General features: G+C 69.5%; 17 protein-coding genes and 1 tRNA gene. 5 read left to right on the forward strand and 13 right to left on the reverse strand.

Going from position 1 to position 16,006, the window contains the following annotated elements; genetic code table 11:
* Window positions 1-623 (forward strand): NAD-dependent epimerase/dehydratase family protein (locus ACFXAZ_RS08675; protein WP_384586740.1); only part of this gene is annotated, 623 nt, incomplete at its 5' end.
* Window positions 624-1,856: a galactokinase gene (gene galK / locus ACFXAZ_RS08680; protein ID WP_384586742.1), complete on the forward strand. Its 1,233-nt coding sequence runs from the start codon at window positions 624-626 to the stop codon at window positions 1,854-1,856.
* Window positions 1,857-1,952: 96 nt separating this feature from the next.
* On the opposite strand, the gene ACFXAZ_RS08685 is transcribed toward galK, so the two are convergent.
* Window positions 1,953-2,393: a GNAT family N-acetyltransferase gene (locus ACFXAZ_RS08685; RefSeq protein ID WP_384586744.1), complete on the reverse strand. Its 441-nt coding sequence runs from the start codon at window positions 2,391-2,393 to the stop codon at window positions 1,953-1,955.
* Window positions 2,394-2,638: 245 nt separating this feature from the next.
* Between ACFXAZ_RS08685 and ACFXAZ_RS08690 the strand changes: the two genes are divergently transcribed.
* Window positions 2,639-3,406, forward strand: coding sequence for a LuxR C-terminal-related transcriptional regulator (locus ACFXAZ_RS08690; RefSeq protein WP_384586746.1), 768 nt, complete (start codon window positions 2,639-2,641; stop codon window positions 3,404-3,406).
* Here the strand turns inward: ACFXAZ_RS08690 and tamR are convergent.
* Window positions 3,365-3,862, reverse strand: coding sequence for a MarR family transcriptional regulator TamR (gene tamR, locus ACFXAZ_RS08695; RefSeq protein WP_384586748.1), 498 nt, complete (start codon window positions 3,860-3,862; stop codon window positions 3,365-3,367). The two genes, ACFXAZ_RS08690 and tamR, sit on opposite strands and share 42 nt — an antisense overlap.
* Window positions 3,863-4,107: 245 nt before the next feature.
* Here tamR and ACFXAZ_RS08700 point away from each other — a divergent pair, with 245 nt between their 5' ends.
* Window positions 4,108-4,908, forward strand: coding sequence for a trans-aconitate 2-methyltransferase (locus ACFXAZ_RS08700; RefSeq protein ID WP_384586750.1), 801 nt, complete (start codon window positions 4,108-4,110; stop codon window positions 4,906-4,908).
* An 18-nt stretch (window positions 4,909-4,926) separates the two neighbouring features.
* Here ACFXAZ_RS08700 and ACFXAZ_RS08705 read toward each other — a convergent pair whose 3' ends face one another.
* Genes ACFXAZ_RS08705 through ACFXAZ_RS08720 form a run of 4 tightly spaced genes read right to left on the reverse strand, consistent with a single transcriptional unit; the run spans window position 4,927 to window position 7,152 of the window.
* Complete coding sequence (locus ACFXAZ_RS08705) at window positions 4,927-5,175, reverse strand: type II toxin-antitoxin system RelE/ParE family toxin (RefSeq protein WP_384586752.1); 249 nt, start codon at window positions 5,173-5,175, stop codon at window positions 4,927-4,929.
* On the reverse strand, window positions 5,172-5,423 hold the full coding sequence (locus ACFXAZ_RS08710; RefSeq protein WP_362758029.1) for a type II toxin-antitoxin system Phd/YefM family antitoxin: 252 nt from the start codon (window positions 5,421-5,423) through the stop codon (window positions 5,172-5,174). The genes ACFXAZ_RS08705 and ACFXAZ_RS08710 overlap by 4 nt, the downstream gene beginning before the upstream one ends.
* Before the next feature lie 41 nt (window positions 5,424-5,464).
* On the reverse strand, window positions 5,465-6,139 hold the full coding sequence (locus tag ACFXAZ_RS08715) for a TetR family transcriptional regulator (RefSeq protein WP_384586754.1): 675 nt from the start codon (window positions 6,137-6,139) through the stop codon (window positions 5,465-5,467).
* Complete coding sequence (locus ACFXAZ_RS08720) at window positions 6,136-7,152, reverse strand: acyl-CoA desaturase (protein ID WP_384586756.1); 1,017 nt, start codon at window positions 7,150-7,152, stop codon at window positions 6,136-6,138. The genes ACFXAZ_RS08715 and ACFXAZ_RS08720 overlap by 4 nt, the downstream gene beginning before the upstream one ends.
* Window positions 7,153-7,473: 321 nt before the next feature.
* Here ACFXAZ_RS08720 and ppc point away from each other — a divergent pair, with 321 nt between their 5' ends.
* Window positions 7,474-10,206 (forward strand): phosphoenolpyruvate carboxylase, encoded by a 2,733-nt coding sequence (gene ppc, locus ACFXAZ_RS08725; RefSeq protein ID WP_384586758.1) that lies wholly within the window; start codon window positions 7,474-7,476, stop codon window positions 10,204-10,206.
* 53 nt (window positions 10,207-10,259) lie between these two features.
* On the opposite strand, the gene ACFXAZ_RS08730 is transcribed toward ppc, so the two are convergent.
* The 7 genes from ACFXAZ_RS08730 to ACFXAZ_RS08760 all read right to left on the reverse strand — a co-directional run bounded on the left by ACFXAZ_RS08730 (window position 10,260) and on the right by ACFXAZ_RS08760 (window position 15,934).
* Entirely contained in the window at window positions 10,260-10,748 is a 489-nt protein-coding gene (locus ACFXAZ_RS08730) for a hypothetical protein (protein WP_384586760.1), read from the reverse strand.
* Between the two features lie 55 nt (window positions 10,749-10,803).
* Entirely contained in the window at window positions 10,804-11,406 is a 603-nt protein-coding gene (gene pth / locus ACFXAZ_RS08735; RefSeq protein ID WP_384586762.1) for an aminoacyl-tRNA hydrolase, read from the reverse strand.
* 105 nt (window positions 11,407-11,511) lie between these two features.
* Entirely contained in the window at window positions 11,512-12,105 is a 594-nt protein-coding gene (locus ACFXAZ_RS08740) for a 50S ribosomal protein L25/general stress protein Ctc (protein ID WP_384586764.1), read from the reverse strand.
* 199 nt (window positions 12,106-12,304) lie between these two features.
* A complete protein-coding gene (locus ACFXAZ_RS08745; RefSeq protein WP_384586767.1) occupies window positions 12,305-13,279 on the reverse strand; it encodes a ribose-phosphate diphosphokinase in 975 nt (324 codons plus the stop codon).
* 135 nt (window positions 13,280-13,414) lie between these two features.
* Window positions 13,415-14,863, reverse strand: a complete 1,449-nt coding sequence (glmU, locus tag ACFXAZ_RS08750) for a bifunctional UDP-N-acetylglucosamine diphosphorylase/glucosamine-1-phosphate N-acetyltransferase GlmU (protein WP_384586769.1) — start codon at window positions 14,861-14,863, stop codon at window positions 13,415-13,417.
* A gap of 114 nt (window positions 14,864-14,977) precedes the next feature.
* Window positions 14,978-15,049: transfer RNA gene (locus ACFXAZ_RS08755), tRNA-Gln, on the reverse strand.
* A 12-nt stretch (window positions 15,050-15,061) separates the two neighbouring features.
* A complete protein-coding gene (locus ACFXAZ_RS08760; RefSeq protein WP_384586771.1) occupies window positions 15,062-15,934 on the reverse strand; it encodes a hypothetical protein in 873 nt (290 codons plus the stop codon).
* Between the last annotated feature and the right edge of the window lie 72 nt (window positions 15,935-16,006).

Here is a 16,006-nt window from a genome sequence, read left to right on the forward strand (position 1 = left end):
CGGGCGCCACCACACGCGCGGTCCACCACATGATCCGCGGCGCGGCCACCGCCCCGGCGGGGGCGGCGGTCTCCCTGCGCTACTTCAACGTCGCGGGCGCCTACGGCACGTACGGCGAACGCCACGACCCCGAGTCGCACCTCATCCCCCTCGTCCTCCAGGTCGCCCAGGGCCGCCGCGACGCCATCTCCGTCTACGGCGACGACTACCCCACCCCCGACGGCACCTGCGTCCGCGACTACATCCATGTCGCCGACCTCGCCGACGCCCACCTCCTCGCCCTCACCGCCGCCCGCCCCGGCGAGCACCTCATCTGCAACCTCGGCAACGGCAACGGCTTCTCCGTCCGCGAGGTCGTCCGGACCGTCCGCCAGGTCACCGGCCACCCCATCCCCGAGGTCACGGCCCCGCGCCGGGCCGGCGACCCCGCCGTCCTGGTCGCCTCCGCCGACACCGCCCGCGAGCGCCTGGGCTGGACCCCCACCCGCCCCGACCTCACCGGCATCGTCGCCGACGCCTGGCGGTTCGCCCAGCGGACCGCCGAGGAACGCCAGGTGCCCGCGGCAGCCGCCCGGGAGCACCGGACATCCGCAGAAGCAGAAATCGCCGCCGAGGAGCGCTGAGTGTCCGCACAGAACATCGCCGACGACTTCCGCGCCCTGTACGGCGCCGACCCGGACGGCGTCTGGGCCGCCCCCGGCCGCGTCAATCTCATCGGCGAACACACCGACTACAACGACGGCTTCGTGATGCCCTTCGCGCTGCCGCACACCACCCGCGCCGCCGTCTCCCGCCGCACCGACGGCCGGCTGCGCCTGCACTCGGCGGACATCCCGGACACCGGCGTCATCGACCTGGACCTCGACGCCCTCGCCCCCGGCACCGACCGCGACTGGACGGCGTACCCCGCGGGCGTCGTCTGGGCGCTGCGCGAGGCCGGGCACCCGGTGACCGGCGCCGACATCCATCTCGCCTCGACGGTCCCCACCGGCGCGGGCCTGTCCTCGTCGGCGGCCCTGGAGGTCGTCGTCGCCCTGGCCCTGAGCGATCTGTACGGGCTGGACATCCCGCGCTGGCGACTGGCCCGCCTGTGCCAGCGCGCCGAGAACGTCTACGTCGGCGCCCCCACCGGCATCATGGACCAGACCGCGTCCGCCTGCTGCGAGGCCGGGCACGCCCTGTTCCTCGACACCCGCGATCTGTCCGTCCGGCAGATCCCCTTCGACCTCGCCGCCGAGGGCCTGCGCCTGCTGGTCGTCGACACCCGCGTCAAACACGCCCACAGCGACGGCGAGTACGGCAAACGCCGCGCGGGCTGCGAGAAGGGCGCGGCCCTGCTGGGCGTCGACGCCCTGCGGGACATCCCCTACGACGGCCTGGACGCCGCCCTCGCCCGCCTCGGCGACGAGGACGACGCGGCCGACGGGGACGACGCGGCCGAGGTACGCCGTCTCGTCAGGCACGTCGTCACCGAGGACCAGCGCGTCGAGCGGGTCGTGGCGCTGCTGGAGGCGGGCCGCACCCGCGAGATCGGCCCGGTCCTCACCGAGGGCCACGCCTCCCTGCGCGACGACTTCCGCATCTCCTGCCCGGAACTGGACACGGTCGTCGACTCCGCCCTCGCGGCCGGCGCCCTCGGCGCCCGGATGACCGGCGGCGGCTTCGGCGGCTCCGCGATCGTCCTGGCCGAGACGGCCGACGTGGCCGTCATCACCAAGGCCGTGGAAACGGCGTTCGCGACGGCCGGCTACACCCCACCCAGAACCTTCGAGGCAGTCCCCTCAGCGGGAGCGAGGAAAGAGGAACGAGCGGAAGGCCAACCTTCGCTCCCAAGGGAGGCCAACGCCCGTCTTTAGGGGCGCAGGGCTGTATTGATATGCGGCTCCGCCGCGTGGGCGCGACCAGCCACGACGCACCCGCACCCGCCCACAACAGCCCCCCCACCCCCGCCGTCAACCCAACCGCTTCGTCAACGTGTACTCCGTGATCCCCGCCGGATAGTCGGGGATCACACACACCACGTCGTACCCCTGCTTCCGATAGAACCCCGGCGCCTGAAAGTCCCACGTCTCCAACCGCGCCGCCCGGCACCCCCGCACCCCCGCGACCCGCTCCGCCTCGGCGAGCAGCCCACCCCCGACCCCACCGCCCCGCACCCGCTCGTCCACCCACAGATGGGTGACATGCAGCCAGCCCCCCCACGTGTACCCGATCAGCCCGCCCGCCAGCGCCCCCGCCCGGTCCAGCGCCCACACCTCCAGGGGGACCTCGTTCTCGTGCGGGGTACCCCGCAGCGCGCGCAGCTCGGGGGACGCGGCCGTGTTCCCGGCCCGCAGCCGGGACCGCAACTGAGCACGCCGGGACGCGTCGACTTCCGCAACAAGACGAAACATGCGGCACACGATAGGCGCGGCAGCCGGCCAGTTCTGCAAATAGGCTTCCGCCGCCCGCCCCCGCCCGTACCCTGATGAGCAGCGCCGGTGGGGGCCGGCGCGGATCAGGGGGCGAGACCGAAATCGGGTACGACGCCCGATCGGGGGGTAGCAGTCTCTGCATGGCGGCGGCCACGCGGCTCTGACATCTCCTGGGGCGTCGCGCCCGCGCAGGCCGTCGTACTCCGGACCAGTGGGGGTTGTCAGTGGTTCGTATCCGTGTCCTGGTCGTCGACGACCACCGAATCTTCGCCGAGTCGCTCGCGGCGGCGCTTGCCGCCGAGCCCGATGTCGATGTCTCCGCGGCCGGCAGCGGCCCGGCGGCACTGCGCAGCCTGGAGCGCGCGGCGGCCGAGGGCCGCCGTTACGACGTGCTGCTCGTGGACGCCGACCTCGGCACCGGCGCGGGCGGGGTGCGTCCGGCGGTACCGGTGCAGGAGGTCGGTGAGGACGGCCTGGTCGACGGGATCTCGCTGGTCGTGGGCGTCCGCGTGGCCCAGCCCGGCGTCCGGATCGTCGTCCTCGCCGAGAAGGACGACCCGCGGCGGGCGGCGCTCGCGCTCCAGGCCGGGGCGTCCGGCTGGGTCGCCAAGGACTGCTCCCTGTCCCGGCTGCTCACGGTGATACGGGGTGTGCTGCGCGACGAGACGCATCTGCCGCCGGCCCTGCTGACCGGGGTGCTGCGGGAGCTGACGGCCGCGCGCAAGCACCGCACCGAGAGCGAGCGGCTGGTGGAGTCGCTCACCCCGCGCGAGCGGGAGGTGCTGCGCTGCATGGTCGCCGGCCTGGGCCGCAAGGCCGTCGCCGAACGCCTGTTCCTCTCCCCGCACACGGTCCGCACCCATATGCAGAACGTCCTCGGCAAGCTCGGCGTGCACTCCACGCTCGCCGCCGTGGCGCTGGCCCGCCGGGCCGGGGTGGGGCCGGCGGACCTAACCGGGGATGTTGTCGAACGGGGCGGTCAGCTGGCGTAGCAGCGCCGCGAGTTCCCCGCGCTGGGCGCGCGACAGCTCCGCGAGGATCGCCCGCTCCTGCTCCAGCAGCCCGGCCAGCGCCTGATCGGCGCGGTCCTGCCCCTCATCGGTGAGCCGCACCAGCACGCCCCGCCGGTCACTCGGGTCCGGCAGCCGCTCGACCAGCCCCTTCTTGGCGAGCCGGTCGATGCGGTTCGTCATCGTGCCGGACGTGACCAGCGTCTGGGTGAGCAGCTGCCCGGGGGAGAGCTGATACGGGGTGCCCGCGCGCCGCAGCGCCGTGAGCACATCGAACTCCCACGGCTCCAGGCTGTGCTCGGCGAAGGCCAGCCGGCGCGCCCGGTCCAGATGCCGGGCGAGCCTGCTCACCCGGCTGAGTACTTCCAGCGGCTCCACGTCGAGGTCCGGGCGCTCCCGGCGCCACGCTGCGACCAGCCGATCGACCTCGTCCTCCATGACGATCAGTGTAGTGGTTGTGTCGACATGAAGTCTCTTGACGTCAAGATACTTCCGGGGGCAAGCTGGAAGAGCCCCTTACGGGAACTGGATCTCGTACGGGAATCAGTCGTCGTACGGGAATCAGTCGTCGTACGGGAATCGGATCCCGTAGGTGCACCACCGCACCGCGCCGCCCGTAGCGCGCCGCACCACCCCCACCCGTACACCCACCCCCACCCCCCCGACCACCAAGGAGGGCCGAAATGACCGCCCCCGTGTGGGACCCCGCCCAGTACCTGCGGCACGCCGGGCACCGCGCCCGGCCCTTCGCCGACCTGCTCGCCCGTGTCCCGGAACTGCCCGCCGAGCGGCCCCGGATCGCCGACCTCGGCTGCGGCCCCGGCACCGTCACCACCGCGCTGGCCGCCCGCTGGCCCGGCGCGCACATCACCGGCTACGACAACTCCCCGCAGATGCTCGCCGACGCGCACCGGCACGCCGGGCCCACGCCGGGCGGCGGCAGCCTCGACTTCGCGGTGGCCGACGCCCGCACCTGGACGCCGGACGAGACCCACGACCTGATCATCAGCAACGCCACGCTGCAATGGGTCCCCGGCCACCTGGACCGCTTCTCCGACTGGATCGCCGCGCTCGCCCCCGGCGGCACCTTCGCCTTCCAGGTCCCCGGCAACTTCGAGGCCCCCAGCCACCGGCTGATGCGCGAGCTGGCCGCCCCCGACCCCCGCCTCACCGCCGCCCTGCGCCACGACAGCGCGGTCCGCACCCCGGCCGCCTATCTGGCCGCCCTGGCCGACCTCGGCTGCGAGACCGACGTGTGGGAGACGACCTACCTCCACCTCCTCCAGGGCGAGGACCCCGTCCTGGACTGGATGAAGGGCACGGGCCTGCGCCCGATCCTGACGGAACTGGCCGACGACGACCGGGCCCGCGAGGACTTCCTCAGCGCGTACGGGTCCCGCCTGCGCGAGGCCTACCCGGCGACCCCGCACGGCACCCCGTTCCCGTTCCGCAGGATCTTCGCGGTGGCGTCGGTGCCGGGGTGAGGGGTGCCGGGGGAGGAATCAGTTGGTGCGGCCCAGGTGAGTGACGAGGATGAGGATGACCTCGTCGTCGATGACGTATATGACACGGTAGTCGCCGACTCGGAGGCGGCGGATGCCAACGCCGTAGGCGACCGAGTTGACGGGGCGTGGTGCCTCGGCGAGCGCGTCAACGGCCTCGTAGACGGAGGCAAGGCCGACAGGGTCTTCCTTGAGGAAGCGCGTCGCCTGGTCTGTGGCGCTGGCTTCCCAGATGATGCGATAGGTCACGGGCGCAGTCCGAGGATGCGCCCGACTTCCTCGTGCGGGATACCCGGTCCGAGCGTCCCGGCGAGCTTGCGTCGCTGATAGTCCGCCACCGCCAGCGAGTCCTCAAGATCCTCTATCACCTGCGGGGAGACGAGCAGCGCCGCAACATGCCCGTGGTCGGTGATGGCGATGGTCTCCCGGCTGTGCGCCGCGCGCCGCACCAAGTCGCCGAGTTGGGCACGAGCCGCGCTGATCGTGATCTCAGTCATGCAGCCATGATGGCACAACGTTAACCTTGATTAAGGCCAAATCAGTTCTTCCGGTGTCCCATCAGCCGAGGTCTCGGCTCCAGGCCGTCCAAACCGTGCCAGGCCAGGTTGACCAGGTGGGCCGCCACCTCCGCCTTCTTCGGCTTGCGGACCTCCAGCCACCACTGGCCCGTCAGCGCGACCATGCCGACCAGGGCCTGCGCGTACAGCGGGGCCAGTTTGGGGTCGAAGCCGCGGCTCTTGAACTCCTTGCCGAGGATGTCCTCGACCTGCGTCGCGATGTCGGAGATCAGGGAGGCGAAGGAGCCCGTCGACTGGGGGATGGGCGAGTCACGGACCAGGATGCGGAAACCGTCCGTGTACTCCTCGATGTAGTCCAGCAGCGCGAACGCCGCCTCCTCCAGCAGCTCACGCGGGTGCCCCGCGGTCAGCGAGCCGGTCACCCCCTCCAGCAGACGGCGCATCTCGCGGTCCACGACCACCGCGTACAGGCCCTCCTTGCCACCGAAGTGCTCGTACACCACCGGCTTGGACACCCCGGCCTTCGCCGCGATCTCCTCCACCGACGTGCCCTCGAAACCCTTCGCCGCGAACAGCGTGCGACCGATCTCCAGCAACTGCTGGCGGCGCTCCGCACCGGTCATCCGGGTGCGGCGGACGCGCCGCGGCTTGTCATTGCTGGGGGTGCTGGAGTCGGTCGCCACGCCGTCAATCATGCCGCCTCGGCGGTGTCCTTCCGGCGCCCGGAGCCGTCCTGGCGGTCGTTACGCCGTGAATCGATACGTGAGCGTGACGGCCAGCGCACGTCGTACGCCCATCCCGCCCGCTCGAACCAGCGGATCAGCCGGGCCGACGAATCCAGCTGCCCGCGCTCCACACCGTGCCGCGCCGACGTCGGATCCGCGTGATGCAGGTTGTGCCAGGACTCCCCGCACGACAGCACCGCCAGCCACCACACATTGCCCGACCGGTCCCGCGATTTGAACGGCCGCTTGCCCACCGCGTGACAGATCGAGTTGATCGACCACGTCACGTGGTGCAGCAGGGCCACCCGGACCAGAGATCCCCAGAAGAAGCCGGTGAACGCACCCCACCAGGACATCGTCACCAGCCCGCCGATCAGCGCCGGCAGCGCCAGCGACAGGATCGTCCACACGATGAACTGCCGGGAGATCGCCCGCAGTGTCCGGTCCTTGATCAGATCCGGCGCGTACTTGTCCTGCGGCGTACGCTCCTCATCGAACATCCATCCGATGTGGGCCCACCACAGGCCCTTCATCAGCGCCGGCACACTCTCCCCGTACCGCCACGGCGAATGCGGATCACCCTCCGCGTCCGAGAACTGATGATGCTTACGGTGATCCGCCACCCAGCGGACCAGAGGGCCCTCCACCGCCATCGACCCCGCGATCGCCAACGCGATCTTCAACGGCCGGTTCGCCTTGAACGCACTGTGCGTGAAGTGCCGGTGGAAACCGATCGTGATGCCGTGGCAGCCCAGATAGTAGAAGAAGACCAGCAGACCCAGATCCAGCCAGCTCACCCCCCGACCCCACGCCAGCGGCACCGCCGCCGCCAGCGCCAGAAACGGGACGACGATGAACAGCAGCAGGGCCAGCTGCTCAAGTGAACCCTTGCGGTCGCCGCCCAGCGTCGCGGACGGCTGCTCCCCGCCCGCCTGCCCGGCCGGCGTGGTGGCCTCGTCGATCACATCGGAGCTCGTGGTCATGGGACGTCCCCTGGGGGGTCGAGGATGGGACAAGTACCGGAATACCGGAAGCGGGGAAACAGCTCCTCAGAGCCTTCCCTACGCTTCCGTAACCTACGGCGTCGTAAGTATGTCAGCGCGTCGCCCGGCGGCAAGAGCCCGACAGACTGCGCGTCCCGCCCGACACCTATCCTTGAAGCCGGTCGGACAGCGCGGTCCGCTCTGATGTCTTCCCCGGAAGCCCGGCCCGTCATGCGGTCCTCCCGCCCCACGGCCCGGCCCTTCCCCGAACCGAGCCCCGAACTCATCAGCCGAGCCTCCCCACTGCAAGGAGCCGCACCTGTGAGCAGTGCCGACGACCAGACCACGACGACCAGCAGCGAACTGCGCGCCGACATCCGCCGCCTGGGCGACCTCCTCGGCGAGACCCTCGTCCGCCAGGAAGGCCCCCAGCTCCTGGAACTCGTCGAGAAGGTACGCCACCTCACCCGCGAGGACGGCGAGGCCGCCGCCGAACTGCTGCGCGGAACCGAACTGGAGACCGCCGCCAAGCTCGTCCGCGCCTTCTCCACCTACTTCCACCTGGCCAATGTCACCGAACAGGTGCACCGCGGCCGGGAACTACGCGCCAAGCGCGCCGCAGAAGGCGGACTTCTCGCCCGGACGGCCGACCGCCTCAAGGACGCCGACCCCGAGCACCTGCGCCAGACCGTCCGCCACCTCAGCGTCCGCCCCGTCTTCACCGCCCACCCCACCGAGGCCGCCCGCCGCTCCGTCCTCAACAAGCTCCGCCGGATCGCGGCCCTCCTCGACACCCCCGTCATCGAATCCGACCGCCGCCGCCACGACACCCGCCTCGCCGAGAACATCGACCTCGTCTGGCAGACCGACGAACTGCGCGTCGTCCGCCCCGAACCCGCCGACGAGGCCCGCAACGCCATCTACTACCTCGACGAACTCCACGCGAATGCAGTAGGCGACGTCCTCGAAGACCTCACCGCCGAACTCGAACGCGTCGGCGTCGACCTGCCCCACGACGTCCGCCCCCTCACCTTCGGCACCTGGATCGGCGGCGACCGCGACGGCAACCCCAACGTCACCCCCCAGGTCACCTGGGACGTCCTGATCCTCCAGCACGAACACGGCATCAACGACGCCCTGGACACGATCGACGAACTACGCGGCTTCCTCTCCAACTCCATCCGCTACACCGGCGCCACCGAAGACCTCCTCACCTCCCTCCAGACCGACCTGGAACGACTCCCGGAGATCAGCCCCCGCTACAAGCGCCTCAACGCCGAAGAGCCCTACCGCCTCAAGGCCACCTGCATCCGCCAGAAGCTCGTCAACACCAAGCGCCGCCTCGCCCAGGGCATCCCCCACGAGAACGGCCGCGACTACCTCGGCACCACCGAACTGCTGCACGACCTCACCCTGATCCAGACCTCCCTCAGGGAGCACCGCGGCGCCCTCATCGCCGACGGCCGGATGAACCGCACCCTGCGCACCCTGGCCGCCTTCGGCCTCCAGCTCGCCACCATGGACGTCCGCGAACACGCCGACGCCCACCACCACGCCCTCGGCCAGCTCTTCGACCGCCTCGGCGAGGAATCCTGGCGCTACAGCGACATGCCCCGCGACTACCGCACCAAGCTCCTCGCCAAGGAACTGCGCTCACGCCGCCCGCTGGGCCCCAGCCCCGCCCCCGTCGACGAGGCCGGCGCCAAGACACTCGGCGTGTTCCAGACCGTCAAGCGCGCCCTCGAAGTCTTCGGACCCGAGGTCATCGAGTCCTACATCATCTCCATGTGCCAGGGCGCCGACGACGTCTTCGCCGCCGCCGTCCTCGCCCGCGAAGCCGGCCTCATCGACCTCCACGCCGGCTGGGCCAAGATCGGCATCGTCCCGCTGCTGGAAACCACCGACGAACTGAAGGCCGCCGACTCCATCCTGGAGGACATGCTCTCCGACCCCTCCTACCGACGCCTCGTCGCCCTGCGCGGCGACGTCCAGGAGGTCATGCTCGGCTACTCCGACTCCTCCAAGTTCGGCGGCATCACCACCAGCCAATGGGAGATCCACCGCGCCCAGCGCCGACTGCGCGACGTCGCCCACCGCTACGGAGTACGGCTCAGGCTCTTCCACGGCCGCGGCGGCACCGTCGGCCGCGGCGGCGGCCCCACCCACGACGCCATCCTCGCCCAGCCCTGGGGCACCCTCGAAGGCGAGATCAAGGTCACCGAACAGGGCGAGGTCATCTCCGACAAGTACCTCATCCCCTCCCTCGCCAGGGAAAACCTGGAACTCACCGTCGCCGCCACCCTCCAGGCATCCGCCCTGCACACCGCCCCCCGCCAATCCGTCGAAGCCCTGGCCCGCTGGGACGCCGCCATGGACCTCGTCAGCGACGCCGCCGAGACCACCTACCGCCGCCTCGTCGACGACCCCGACCTGCCCGCCTACTTCTTCGCCTCCACACCCGTCGACCAGCTCGCCGACCTGCACCTCGGCTCCCGCCCCTCCCGGCGCCCCGACTCCGGCGCGGGACTCGACGGACTGCGCGCCATCCCCTGGGTGTTCGGCTGGACCCAGTCCCGCCAGATCGTCCCCGGCTGGTTCGGCGTCGGCTCCGGCCTCAAGGCCCTGCGCGACGCCGGCCTCGACACCGTCCTGGACGAGATGTACGGACAGTGGCACTTCTTCCGCAACTTCATCTCCAACGTCGAGATGACCCTCGCCAAGACCGACCTGCGGATCGCCGGCCACTACGTCGACACCCTCGTCCCCGACCACCTCAAGCACGTCTTCGCCACCATCCGCACCGAACACGAACGCACCGTCGCCGAAATCCTCAAGATCACCGGCGAGAACGACCTGCTGGACGCCCAGCCCGTCCTCAAGCAGACCTTCACCATCCGCGACGCCTACCTCGACCCGATCTCCTACCTCCAGGTCGCCCTCCTCAAGCGCCAGCGCGACGCCGTGACCGCAGGCACCGAGGCCGACCCCGTCCTCGGCCGCGCCCTGCTCCTCACCGTCAACGGAGTCGCGGCGGGCCTGCGCAACACCGGCTGACCCGCAGCGCCACAACCGGGGCCGGTGCGGTCCGACGGCGACGGACGCCGCCGTCAGACGGCGAGAAACGCCGCCGTCAGCAACCCCGCACCGGCCCCGGCCATCACCCACGCCACCCGCGTACGCCGCAACCCACCGGCCACCACCACCGACCCCAGCACCAGCGCACCCCCCAACGGCACCCACGCATACAGCACCCCACCCGGCCCCGACCGCACCGCCTCGGCCCCACCCGGCTTCATCACCACGGCATACGTCTCCCCCTCGACCACCGCCACCGTGTCATCGAGTACGACGCCCTCCCGCGCCCGCGACCCCGCCGACACCGGCGCGTACGCCCCCGAACACGCCCCGTCCGCACACCGCGCGACCTCGACCGTGCCCCGCTCCCGCCCCTTGGTGAGCATCACGTACTGCGCCGACCCCCACGACGCCCACACCCCGGCGATCAGAATCAGCACGGCCACCACCCCCATCGCCGCGAACCGCCCGAACCGCAGCGCGGCGCCCGCACCCTGACTGGAGACGACGGCAGAAGGCATGGCCGCGATCCTTGGCCATGACCACACACCCGGTCAACTCAATCGGGAGACCACCTCAGGAGTTGTACGCACCCTGCGCCCGCTCCAGCCCCTCCGCCACCAGGCACTCCACCGCGTCCGCCGCCCGGTCCACGCAATAATCCAACTCCTTGCGCTCCACCGACGAAAAATCCTTCAGCACAAAATCGGCGACCTGCATCCGCCCCGGCGGCCGGCCGATCCCGAACCGCACCCGGTGATACTCCGGACCCATCACCCTCGTCATCGACTTCAGCCCGTTGTGCCCGTTGTCCCCACCACCCAGCTTCAGCCGCAGCGTCCCGAAATCGATGTCCAACTCGTCATGCACCGCCACCACCCGCTCCAACGGCACCTTGTAGAAATCCCGCAGCGCGTTCACCGGCCCACCCGACAGATTCATGAACGACATCGGCTTCACCAGCACCACCCGCCGACTCCCCGGCCCCGGCGACCCGATCCGCCCCTCCACCACCTGCGCCTGCGCCTTGCCCGCCCGCTTGAACTTCCCCCCCGTCCGCCCCGCGAGCAGATCCACCACCATGAACCCCACGTTGTGCCGGTTCATCGCGTACTCGGGCCCAGGATTCCCCAGCCCCACGATCAGCCAGGGCGCACCCGCGTCGCTCGTCACGTCCATCTCTCCTTCACACCGGGCCCACCGACCTCCGGGCATACGGGACCAGCCGCTGCCCCCGAACAGGAGCAACGGCTGGAAAAGTACCGCTCACACAAGCCAGGCCGATCAGGCCTCGGCGACCGCCTCGCCGTTCTCGCCCTCCGGGGCCTCCTCGGCCTGCGCGGACAGCACCTGGAGAACGACCGTGTCACCATCGATCGCCAGCGTCGTACCGGCCGGCAGCGCGATGTCCTTCGCCAGCACCGACGCGCCCGCCTCCAGACCCTCCACCGACACCGTCACGGCCTCCGGGATGTGCGTCGCCTCGGTCTCGACCGACAGCGTGTTCAGCACGTGCTCCAGCAGGTTGCCACCCGCCGCAAGCTCACCCTCGGCCTGCACCGGGATCTCGACCGTGACCTTCTCGCCCCGCTTGACCAGCAGCAGGTCCACATGCTCCAGGTAACCCTTGATCGGGTCACGCTGCACCGACTTCGGGATCGCCAGCTCACTGCGCTGGCCACCATCGATGTCCAGCGCGATCAGCACATTCGGCGTACGCAGGGCCAGCAGCAGCTCATGACCCGGCAGCGTCAGGTGCACGGGGTCCACACCGTGCCCGTACAGCACCACCGGAACCTTGCTGTCACGGCGGATACGACGCGCGGCACCCTTGCCGAACTCATTGCGCGCCTCAGCGGCGAGCTTCACCTCGGACATGACGATCACTCCTCGAACAGGTAGGAACGGACACGGTCACCCGGCCACGAACGGCCTGCTACGAAGAGCGCGTCGATAACGGACAGCCCACCGCCTCACCAGAAGCGGAACGGCCTCCCTCGCCGAGCAACTGCACCAGAGTACTCGGCGAGGAAGGCCGCGGAAAAATCGATCAATCACAACCGCCCGAACACATCGCTCACTGCTCGTCGAACAAGCTCGTCACCGAACCGTCCTCGAACACCTCACGCACCGCACGCGCGATCGTCGGCGCGATCGACAACACCGTGATCTTGTCCAGAGCCAGCTCACCCGGAGTCGGCAGCGAATTCGTGAACACGAACTCACTCACCCGCGAATTCTTCAGCCGATCCCCGGCCGGACCCGACAGCACACCATGCGTCGCCGTCACGATCACATCCTCCGCACCATGCGCGAACAGCGCATCGGCCGCGGCACAGATCGTCCCACCCGTGTCGATCATGTCGTCCACCAGCACACAGACCCGGCCATTGACCTCACCCACGACCTCGTGGACGGTCACCTGATTCGCCACATCCTTGTCCCGGCGCTTGTGGACGATCGCCAGCGGCGCCCCCAACCGGTCGCACCAGCGATCCGCGACCCGCACCCGCCCGGCATCCGGCGACACCACCGTCAGCTTGCTGCGGTCCACCTTCTTGCCCACGTAGTCCGCCAGCAACGGCAGCGCGAACAGATGATCCACCGGACCGTCGAAGAAGCCCTGGATCTGATCCGTGTGCAGATCGACGGTCAGGATGCGGTGCGCCCCCGCCGTCTTCATCATGTCCGCGATCAGCCGCGCCGAGATCGGCTCACGACCCCGGTGCTTCTTGTCCTGGCGCGCGTAACCGTAGAACGGCACGATCACCGTGATGGAGCGCGCCGACGCGCGCTTCAGCGCATCGATCATGATCAACTGCTCCATGATCCACTTATTGATCGGCGCCGTGTGGCTCTGGATCAGGAAACAGTCCGCACCGCGGGCCGACTCCTGATACCGCACATAGATCTCGCCATTCGCGAAATCGAACGCCTTCGTTGGGACAACCCCGACACCCAACTGCTGGGCGACCTCCTCGGCAAGCTCGGGGTGGGCGCGGCCGGAGAAGAACATCAACTTCTTCTCGCCGGTCGTCTTGATCCCGGTCACAGCACAGTCTCCTCAGAAGTGTCACAGCTGGAAGTCGACACAACGTCTCGGCTGAGCATGAGACGTCGTCTCAGCTGGTAGGGGTGCGGGTGGGCACTTATCACCGTACGCCGTGTTCGAAGCATCGAATTCCGGTCAGCCTTCCCCGGCCACCTCGCCCAAGGCCGCCTCGGCCGCCTTCGCCGACGCACTCCCCGGACGCTTACGGGCCACCCAACCCTCGATATTCCGCTGCTGACCACGGGCCACGGCCAGCGAACCGGGCGGCACGAACTTCGTGATCACCGACCCCGCAGCGGTATATGCCCCATCTCCTACCGTGACAGGCGCCACAAACATATTGTCCGCACCCGTACGGCAATGAGACCCGATCGTCGTCGGATGCTTGTGCTGCCCGTCGTAATTCACAAACACACTCGCCGCACCGATGTTCGTATGATCACCGATCGTCGCGTCCCCCACATACGACAGATGAGGAATCTTCGTCCCCTCACCCACCGACGCGTTCTTCGTCTCCACATACGTCCCGACCTTCGCCCGCGCCCCCAGCCGCGTCCCCGGCCGCAGATACGCGAACGGCCCCACACTCGCCGCCTCCCCGACCTCCGCGCCCTCCGACACCGTGTGATCCAGCCGCGCACCCGCCCCCACCCGGGTATCCGTCAGCCGGCTGTTCGGCCCCACCTCGGCACCCGCACCCACATGCGTCGACCCATACAGCAGCGTATTCGGATGCACCACCGCGTCCTGCTCGAACGTCACCGTCACATCCACCCACGTGGACGCCGGATCGATCACCGACACCCCCGCCAGCATCGCCTCGGTCAGCAGCCGGTCGTTCAGGATCCGCCGCGCCTGCGCCAGCTGCACCCGGTTGTTGATCCCCGCGATCTCCCGGTGATCCACCGCCACCGACGCCCCCACCCGGTGCCCCGCCTCACGCAGAATCCCCAGCACGTCCGTCAGGTACTCCTCACCCTGACTGTTGTCCGTACGGACCTTCCCCAGCGCGTCCGCCAGCAGCCGCCCGTCGAACGCGAACACCCCCGAATTGATCTCCCGGATCGCCCGCTGCGACTCCGACGCGTCCTTGTGCTCGACGATCGCCGTCACCGCCCCCGACGCCGCCTCCCGCACGATCCGCCCGTACCCCGTCGCATCCGGCACCTCGGCCGTCAGCACGGTCACCGCGTTGCCGTCCTGCGCGTGCGTCCGCGCCAGCGCGTCCAGCGTCGCGCCGGTCAGCAGCGGCGTGTCCCCGCACACCACGACCACCGTCCCGCCCACGACCCCGCCCAGCGCCTCCAGGCCCATCCGCACCGCGTGCCCGGTCCCGTTCTGCTCCGCCTGCACCGCCGTACGGACCCCGGGCGCGATCTCGCCGAGATGCGCGGCCACCTGCTCCCGCGCATGGCCCACCACCACGACCAGCTGCTCCGGCCCCAACTCATCGGCCGCGGCCAGCACATGGCCGACCAGACTGCGACCGCAGATCTCATGCATGACCTTGGGTGTGGCCGACTTCATACGGGTGCCCTCACCCGCTGCGAGGACGACGACGGCTGCCGGGCGAATGGCGCTCACGGGATGCCCTTCGGCTGTGGAGAGGGTGTGGACATCCGCAGGATACCGGGGTGGCCGGAGGGGGACATGAGAGCGGGCCCCGACACCGTGGTCAGGGCCCGAAGTGAAGCGGCGCTCCCCCGCCAGGACTCGAACCTGAAATTACCCATCCAAAGTGGGCAGTGTTGCCTATTACACCACGGGGGACCGCAAACCTGACTAATCGGACATTTCGCCGACTGGCCCGGTCGCCGCATCTACTATGCCGCACCAGGAGCCTTCGATGCGACGGTACAAGTCCGCCCCCTGTAGGACTTTGATCACGAGGCAGCCTCGGTAGGTGTCGCCGACGTTCTTGCGGACCGTCTTGGGGTTGTGCTTCTTGAGTGTCGTCTTGTTGAAGGTGGAGCGGTCGGCGCCGACGAGATCGGCCCAGTAGCGCTCGGCGCCCTCGACGTCGGCGTTCTCATGGATCATGACGGTGAAGCGCAGCCGCTCCGGCGCCACGTCGAGCAGGTTGAGCCAGGCGAGATAGACCTGGATCATGCCGGGGTCGCTGTTCACGAAGACGACGTTCTCGCGCCTGTCGTAGGGCTTGTCCTTGGTTCCCTCGGCCCAGTACAGGCCGATGCCCACCAGGAACAGTTCGCGGGGTGAGAGGTCACCGATGGCTTGCTGGGCCTCCTGCTTGGTTCGTTGCCGCCCTTCGTCCCGTACCGCCAACTCATGTTCCCAGCGCTTTCGTGTGGCCAGTTTCGCCTGCTCGGTGGGGTCACGGCGCTCCGGCTTCGGTAGATCCCTCACCCATAGGGAGATCGAACTCTTCGAGCAGCCCAGTTCCACCTGGATCTGGTCGTAGGTCAGGCCCTGGAGGCGCAGTTCGCGGGCCTTCTCGCGGAGGTCGTCCTTGGCTCGTGGGCGTTTGGTCCACTCCGGAGGGGGCTCACCCTCCAGGAGGCGGTTGAGGATGTCGTTGTTGTCGACGTGCAGCCGGTCGCGGATCTGGCGTCGGCTCAGCCCTTCCCGCCGTAAGGCGATGGCCCGCTCGCGCAGCTCTTCGAAGTTCGTGTATTTGGTCGATGAATGTGCCATGGGCATACCCTCCAGCCGGAATGACACCCTCCGGGGCTGGATGGTCGCTGGTTCAGTAGTTCGAGGGATTTC

Origin of the sequence: Streptomyces sp. NPDC059477, from assembly GCF_042749375.1 — a bacterium.
Taxonomy (GTDB): domain Bacteria; phylum Actinomycetota; class Actinomycetes; order Streptomycetales; family Streptomycetaceae; genus Streptomyces.

What these genes read in the sequence shown, in the direction of transcription:
- pth (WP_384586762.1), bottom strand. Translation starts at nt 11,406, where the DNA reads ATGGACGTGACGAGCGACGCGGGTGCGCCCTGGCTGATCGTGGGGCTG.
- ACFXAZ_RS08685 (WP_384586744.1), bottom strand. Translation starts at nt 2,393, where the DNA reads ATGTTTCGTCTTGTTGCGGAAGTCGACGCGTCCCGGCGTGCTCAGTTG.
- ACFXAZ_RS08740 (WP_384586764.1), bottom strand. Translation starts at nt 12,105, where the DNA reads ATGTCCGAGGTGAAGCTCGCCGCTGAGGCGCGCAATGAGTTCGGCAAG.
- ACFXAZ_RS08730 (WP_384586760.1), bottom strand. Translation starts at nt 10,748, where the DNA reads ATGCCTTCTGCCGTCGTCTCCAGTCAGGGTGCGGGCGCCGCGCTGCGG.
- tamR (WP_384586748.1), bottom strand. Translation starts at nt 3,862, where the DNA reads ATGGAGGACGAGGTCGATCGGCTGGTCGCAGCGTGGCGCCGGGAGCGC.
- ACFXAZ_RS08700 (WP_384586750.1), top strand. Translation starts at nt 4,108, where the DNA reads ATGACCGCCCCCGTGTGGGACCCCGCCCAGTACCTGCGGCACGCCGGG.
- ACFXAZ_RS08720 (WP_384586756.1), bottom strand. Translation starts at nt 7,152, where the DNA reads ATGACCACGAGCTCCGATGTGATCGACGAGGCCACCACGCCGGCCGGG.
- ACFXAZ_RS08710 (WP_362758029.1), bottom strand. Translation starts at nt 5,423, where the DNA reads ATGACTGAGATCACGATCAGCGCGGCTCGTGCCCAACTCGGCGACTTG.
- ACFXAZ_RS08715 (WP_384586754.1), bottom strand. Translation starts at nt 6,139, where the DNA reads ATGATTGACGGCGTGGCGACCGACTCCAGCACCCCCAGCAATGACAAG.
- ACFXAZ_RS08760 (WP_384586771.1), bottom strand. Translation starts at nt 15,934, where the DNA reads ATGGCACATTCATCGACCAAATACACGAACTTCGAAGAGCTGCGCGAG.